At 24.8% G+C, this 5,642-nt stretch carries 9 protein-coding genes; all 9 read right to left on the reverse strand.

Features of this window, described 5'->3' with window-relative positions:
* Positions 1–225, reverse strand: a 225-nt coding sequence (locus tag CQA75_RS08475; RefSeq protein ID WP_137624546.1) for a hypothetical protein, incomplete at its 3' end; no start/stop codon positions are given.
* Complete coding sequence (locus CQA75_RS09440; RefSeq protein WP_137624547.1) at positions 215–1,513, reverse strand: hypothetical protein; 1,299 nt, start codon at positions 1,511–1,513, stop codon at positions 215–217. The genes CQA75_RS09440 and CQA75_RS08475, both read right to left, overlap by 11 nt.
* Complete coding sequence (locus tag CQA75_RS08485) at positions 1,510–1,935, reverse strand: hypothetical protein (RefSeq protein ID WP_002779759.1); 426 nt, start codon at positions 1,933–1,935, stop codon at positions 1,510–1,512. The genes CQA75_RS09440 and CQA75_RS08485 overlap by 4 nt, the downstream gene beginning before the upstream one ends.
* A 41-nt stretch (positions 1,936–1,976) precedes the next feature.
* Positions 1,977–2,186 carry a hypothetical protein gene (locus CQA75_RS08490; protein ID WP_052778932.1) on the reverse strand — a complete coding sequence of 70 codons (210 nt, stop codon included), beginning with the start codon at positions 2,184–2,186 and terminating at the stop codon, positions 1,977–1,979.
* Between the two features lie 14 nt (positions 2,187–2,200).
* On the reverse strand, positions 2,201–3,541 hold the full coding sequence (locus CQA75_RS09445; RefSeq protein ID WP_246023810.1) for a hypothetical protein: 1,341 nt from the start codon (positions 3,539–3,541) through the stop codon (positions 2,201–2,203).
* 89 nt (positions 3,542–3,630) lie between these two features.
* Positions 3,631–4,146 (reverse strand): hypothetical protein, encoded by a 516-nt coding sequence (locus tag CQA75_RS08505; RefSeq protein WP_137624548.1) that lies wholly within the window; start codon positions 4,144–4,146, stop codon positions 3,631–3,633.
* 70 nt (positions 4,147–4,216) lie between these two features.
* On the reverse strand, positions 4,217–4,732 hold the full coding sequence (locus CQA75_RS08510) for a hypothetical protein (protein WP_137624549.1): 516 nt from the start codon (positions 4,730–4,732) through the stop codon (positions 4,217–4,219).
* Between the two features lie 79 nt (positions 4,733–4,811).
* Positions 4,812–5,306, reverse strand: coding sequence for a hypothetical protein (locus tag CQA75_RS08515; protein WP_137624550.1), 495 nt, complete (start codon positions 5,304–5,306; stop codon positions 4,812–4,814).
* Positions 5,307–5,642: DUF6402 family protein (locus tag CQA75_RS08520; protein ID WP_246023812.1), on the reverse strand; the 336-nt coding region annotated here is incomplete at its 5' end. It lies immediately after the preceding gene.

Below are 5,642 nucleotides of genomic sequence, written 5' to 3' on the forward strand. Positions count from 1 at the left end.
AGGAGAAAAATAATAACTGGGTATATCTTGTTTGATTATTCCTTCTTGATCTAATTCTCCAAAATAAAAGGGATTATTAGGGAATTCTTTAGAGCCTGTAAGTAATACACCTTTAAAATAAATTTTAGAATAAATCAAATCAATATTTTTAGCCCTTAAGACTTCACAATCAATCACTTCTTTATCATAAGCAAAAATTGTTTCTTTTACTTTTTCAAGAGGCATGAATTTTCCTTAAATTTTTAGTCATTTTATGATAGCTAGAACTCCAGTATTTATCGCTTTTTTCTCCTGCTAAAACATTAAAATAAAATTCATTTCTATCTTTTTGATATTCTTGTGAGATATTACCATAATCATATTTATGATAAAGCATTCTTGAAAGCATTTCATCTTTAGGTATAAAAATAAAAGGATAAAACTTACTCACACTAAAATTATTACATTTTTGACTCAAATCTAAATCTTGTATTGCAATAGCTTCATAATCATTATCTGCTTTTAAAAGTTTAATTTGTCTATCTTTTCTATCGAAATAAATCAATTCAAAATCGCCTTTTATGCTTGTATTAAATTTTTTAGTGATAGATTCCAAACAAAAATCTAATTTATTATATATACTTTTAAGTTGGGAGGCTTTATCATAAAATTTTTTAATACTTTCATAATATCTTTGATTTTCTATATCTTTTTTACAAAAAGTTTGTATTTTCTTTTCTAAATTTTCCTGATTTACATAACATATATAATTATTATCTAGCATAGATCTAGTCCAAACAATAAAAGCTCTTGCACCTTTTACGCTTTGTAAATTATCATCAATATTTTGAAATTTCAAAAAGATAGAGTGAAGAGATTTAATCAAACCAAAGATATCTATCAAATTTCCAGGCACTTTATATTCATCATCAATAAGCTCTATTCCTATATCAGAAAGTTTTTGAATAACCCAAGTAACGCAGTTGTTTTCAAGAAGTTTATAGGTAAATTCTTCATTGATTGGTTCTTTGCTATTAGGTGTAATTTCTTTTGTAGTATTAAAATCATTTTTAATATTTACAAGTAAGCTTTCATATTGTTCTTTAGAAATTTCTAAAGTGCAACGATTAGAGGGTTTGAAAGTTTGAGGGCTTCTTAGTTTTTTAATAATATAACAATTTTTATCAATATTATTATCTAATACATATTGGTTATTGTTAAATACTTTGCCAGGAGATCCTATAAGAGATTCTGCAACATTAGCAATTCCAGTTCCAAAACCCCAAAAACCATCATTGAATTCATTAGGTTCTTTAGCTTCATACCATTTTTGATCTATCTTGTCCCATTCTTTGTTTTTAAGATATTCTTGTCTTAATGTTTCATCTATTTTATCTAACTCATCAGGACTTTTGCCTTTGGTAAGTCCTAAGAAAGCGTGGGTGAAATCTTCTCTTTGCCAGTAACACTGATTTTTAAAATCCAAAAAACATTCTACCAATGGATCAATATAAATCGTAACATAATATTTCATTTATAAAATCCTCCTAATAACTCAAATATATATACCATAGCCACTAAAAAAATATATCCACATAAAAAAGTTATTAAAATTCTCCAAGCTCTTAAAAAGATAAAAATTACAGGTGCAAAAATAAAAAATAAAATTTTAAAATTATAGATAAACTCATGATATTTCATATATATAAATATTAATATCACAAGCAACAATAATGCAAAAAAATTTTTAATATAAAGCATATTCAATATAAAAATAAATAACATAATAAATAAAATAGTGAATTGATCATAATTGTTACTGATATAAAAATATACCATAGGAATGATAAAAATCCCTACACTACACACAAACCAAGCAATTTGCCCACTTGATATATTGTCTATTCCTTTGCTTTCTAGCTTTGTTTTGAGTTTAGAATAAATAGGAATTTGCAAATTTACTCCTAATATAGATAAATTGTTTTATTATAACCAATCTACTTAATACTTTTAATTAATTTAAATTCTTTGTTTTTAAGATATTCTTGTCTTAATGTTTCATCTGCTTTATCAAGCTCATCAGGACTTTTGCCTTTGGTAAGTCCTAAGAAAGCGTGGGTGAAATCTAAGCCGTTTCCATTATAAAGACTAACTAATATTTCATATTCTAAAAACTCATCAATATAAATCGTTGCATAATATTTCATTTATAAAATCCTTTCTAATATGTTGCCAGTCCATAAAAAAAGAACAATGTGCAAGTATAACCCAAGGCGAATAGTAAAACACTAAACATAAACTTTCTTTTAAAAATGGATATTAAGAAAAATACTCCTATACCACAACAACCAACAATAAACAAGCTTAAACTAGAAAAATAAAATGCTAAAAATATAAATACCGCAGATAAAACCAAAGGAATGGCATTATAAATATATAATAAATTAAACATTATGCAAGAATATACAATAACAAATAACTCCATTGCATTTCTATCAAATATTAATAAAAATAAATTCTTATCATATTTACCATAACTAATGTAAATGTAGTGAAAAGTTAGAATAATATAAGTCACCAAAGCAAGAATCAAACTACACACAAACCAAGCAATTTGCCCGCTTGTTATATTGTCTATTCCTTTGCTTTCTAGTTTTGCTTTGAGTTTAGAATAAATAGGAATTTGCAAATTTGCTCCTTTAACAATATGAAAAATTTCTAAATCTTGATTTTTGTCTATTTCATCTAATTTACCACTGCTTTCATCTTTAGGGGAAAAATAATAACTGGGTATATCTTGTTTGATTATTCCTTCTTGATCTAATTCTCCAAAATAAAAGGGATTATTAGGGAATTCTTTAGAGCCTGTTAAAAGGGTGGAATTGAGGAAGATTTTGGTATCTAAACTTTTAAAATCTATTTGATATTTTTCTTCTATGAAATTTATATCTAAAACACTTTTATCTTTAGTGAATATATCACAATGATTCTCATAGATATGAATTAAATTTGACATAGAAATAAAAGAAGTATTACTATCATTAGATTGCAAATCTTGTAAATTTACTTTATCTAAAAATATGATTTTTATATTGCTTGTTTTTAAAACTATAGTATTAGTATTTTTATCATAAAATTGTTCTATGTTAAATACTTCATTTAAGACTAAATTAACATCATTTTTTTGAGTATTCAAACTTTGATTATTTGGATTATCTTGTAAGGAATTTTCTTTATCCAAATAAGCTTGGATATTTTTTATATTTTCATTTCTTTCTTGTTTTAAAGTATTGATAGATTTGTAAAGATCTTTTCTAGCATCAAGGTAGGTATCATTTAATTCTTCTTTGTTTAAAATAAAGATTTTAGCGAAATCGTTTTTATAACCTAGATTGTTTATGGCAGTGGTTTGGGTAAAAAGTTCTTCCTTTTTGTAATTTATAGCTATAGAATTCTCACATTGATATAAAGCTTTTAAGTATGCTATAGATGAATTTTTATTGATTTTGTTTATATCTTCATTGCTTAAAAAAGTAAGTCTTGTTATAAATGCTTCTTTCATTTATTTTTTCTTAAAATTAAATTTTTATAAACTATAATGTTTTTTAACATAAAAGATTCTTAAAATTAAGTTTGATAATGAAATCTTTACTATAAATAAATATTTCCATCATTTATATAATTAAAAAACATTAATATAAAAGGAGAGCTGCATACAAACCCTATAAACCAACTTATTTTTTTACGTTTTACTCCTGTGCTATAACATTTAAAAAGATAAGCTTGCAATAAACAAAGAACTATAAAAGGTGCAAAAAACGTTGAAAACATAAATACTTGAAATAAAGCTTTTAAATAAATATATATATAATACTCATCTGGCAAAAGTTTCTTAACTTCTGGAGGATCCATAAGTACAAAACGATCTACATTATCAACACCATAAGTTACATAAAATCCTATGATGATAGTAATAAGAAAAATAATAAAAAATGTTAAAAAATAAGATTTTAAAAATTCTTTTATATTGAGTCTTATGAAATAATTCAATAAAGCAAAGATAGCTAAAAAGATGATTAAAAAACCTAAACCCTTTGCTAAACCAAAAAAGAAACCAAAAAAGAAAATCACACCAAATAACCATCCTAAACCAATAGCTTCTATCATTTAAACTCCTGTATCATAAAGTGTATTATAAGCTTTATCTTTGAAATCAAGCTTAGCAATGAAATCTTTACTATAAATAAATATTTCCATCATTTATATATTTAAAAAATATTAATATAAAAGGAGAGCTGCATGCAAACCCTATCAACCAACTTATTTTTTTGCGTTTTACTCCCGTGCTATAGCATTTAAAAAAATAAGCTTGTAATAAACAAAGAACTATAAAAGGTGCAAAAAGTGTTAAATAGCAAATCCAACCAAATAAAAATCCTATGCAAATATATATACGATACTCATCTGGCAAAAGTTTCTTAACTTCTGGAGGATCCATAAGTACAAAATGTCCCACATTATCAACACCATAAGTTACATAAAATCCTATGATGATGGTAATAAGAAAAATAATAAAAAATGTTAAAAAATAAGATTTTAAAAACTCTTTTATATTGATTCTTATGAAATAATTTAATAAAGCAAAGATAGCTAAAACACTTAAAATAAAAGTATAAAATTTTACTTCATTAAACAATGCACCAAAAAATAAAATCATACCAAATAACCATCCTAAACCAACAGCTTCTACCATTTAAACTCCTGTATTATAAAGTGTATTATAGGCCTTATCTTTGAAATCAAGTTTAGCAATGAAATCTTTACTATAAAGTTTAAAATAATCCAAACCTTACCGTATACGCACTCGCAATTAATATAAAAACATTGCACACAAACCCTATGAGCCAACTTATTTTTTTACGTTTTACTCCTGTGCTATAACATTTAAAAAAATAAGCTTGTAATAAACAAAGAAACATAATAAATGTGTTTTTTAAAAAAATAAAAGTTGTAAAGGATAAAATTTTAAAACAATTATGGGCTATATATTCTTGTGGTGATTTTGGAGGAGTAAGCAATATAGGCGACTTATAAAATTCAATATCATAGCTAAAATAAAATATTACGACAATAATTGCAAAAAACACAATAAAATATATTAAAAAATAAGATTTTAAAAATTCTTTTATGTTAATCTTAATCCAATAGTTTATAATAGAAAAGACAACAAGAACACTTAAAGTTGTAAGATAAAATTTTATATTAGCAAAAGCAAAAATAAATCCTACCAAACCTAAAAAAATAGAAAGTTGAATACTACCTACCATTTAAACTCCTGTATCATAAAGTGTATTATAAGCTTTATCTTTGAAATCAAGTTTAGCAATGAAATCTTTACTATAAAGTTTAAAGTCTAAACCATAGGGGGTGAATTTTTGATAGTCTTGATAATCTTGATTGTAAATATAGTATTGTTTGGTTTTTGGAGATTGTAGGATGTCTTCAAAAGTTACTTTTGATGCAAGCTTTGTATACCATTTTGGTTTATAAGTTTCCATCTGACGAATAGACCCCCAAATACTAAAACTCTTTTCATTAAAATCCCAAGCCCCAACAGGTTGTCCTAGCTTGATAAGATTTCCCTCATCATCAAATTCATGGCT

The sequence above is a fragment of the Campylobacter taeniopygiae genome (genome assembly GCF_005406225.1).
In the GTDB taxonomy this organism is placed as follows: domain Bacteria; phylum Campylobacterota; class Campylobacteria; order Campylobacterales; family Campylobacteraceae; genus Campylobacter_D; species Campylobacter_D taeniopygiae.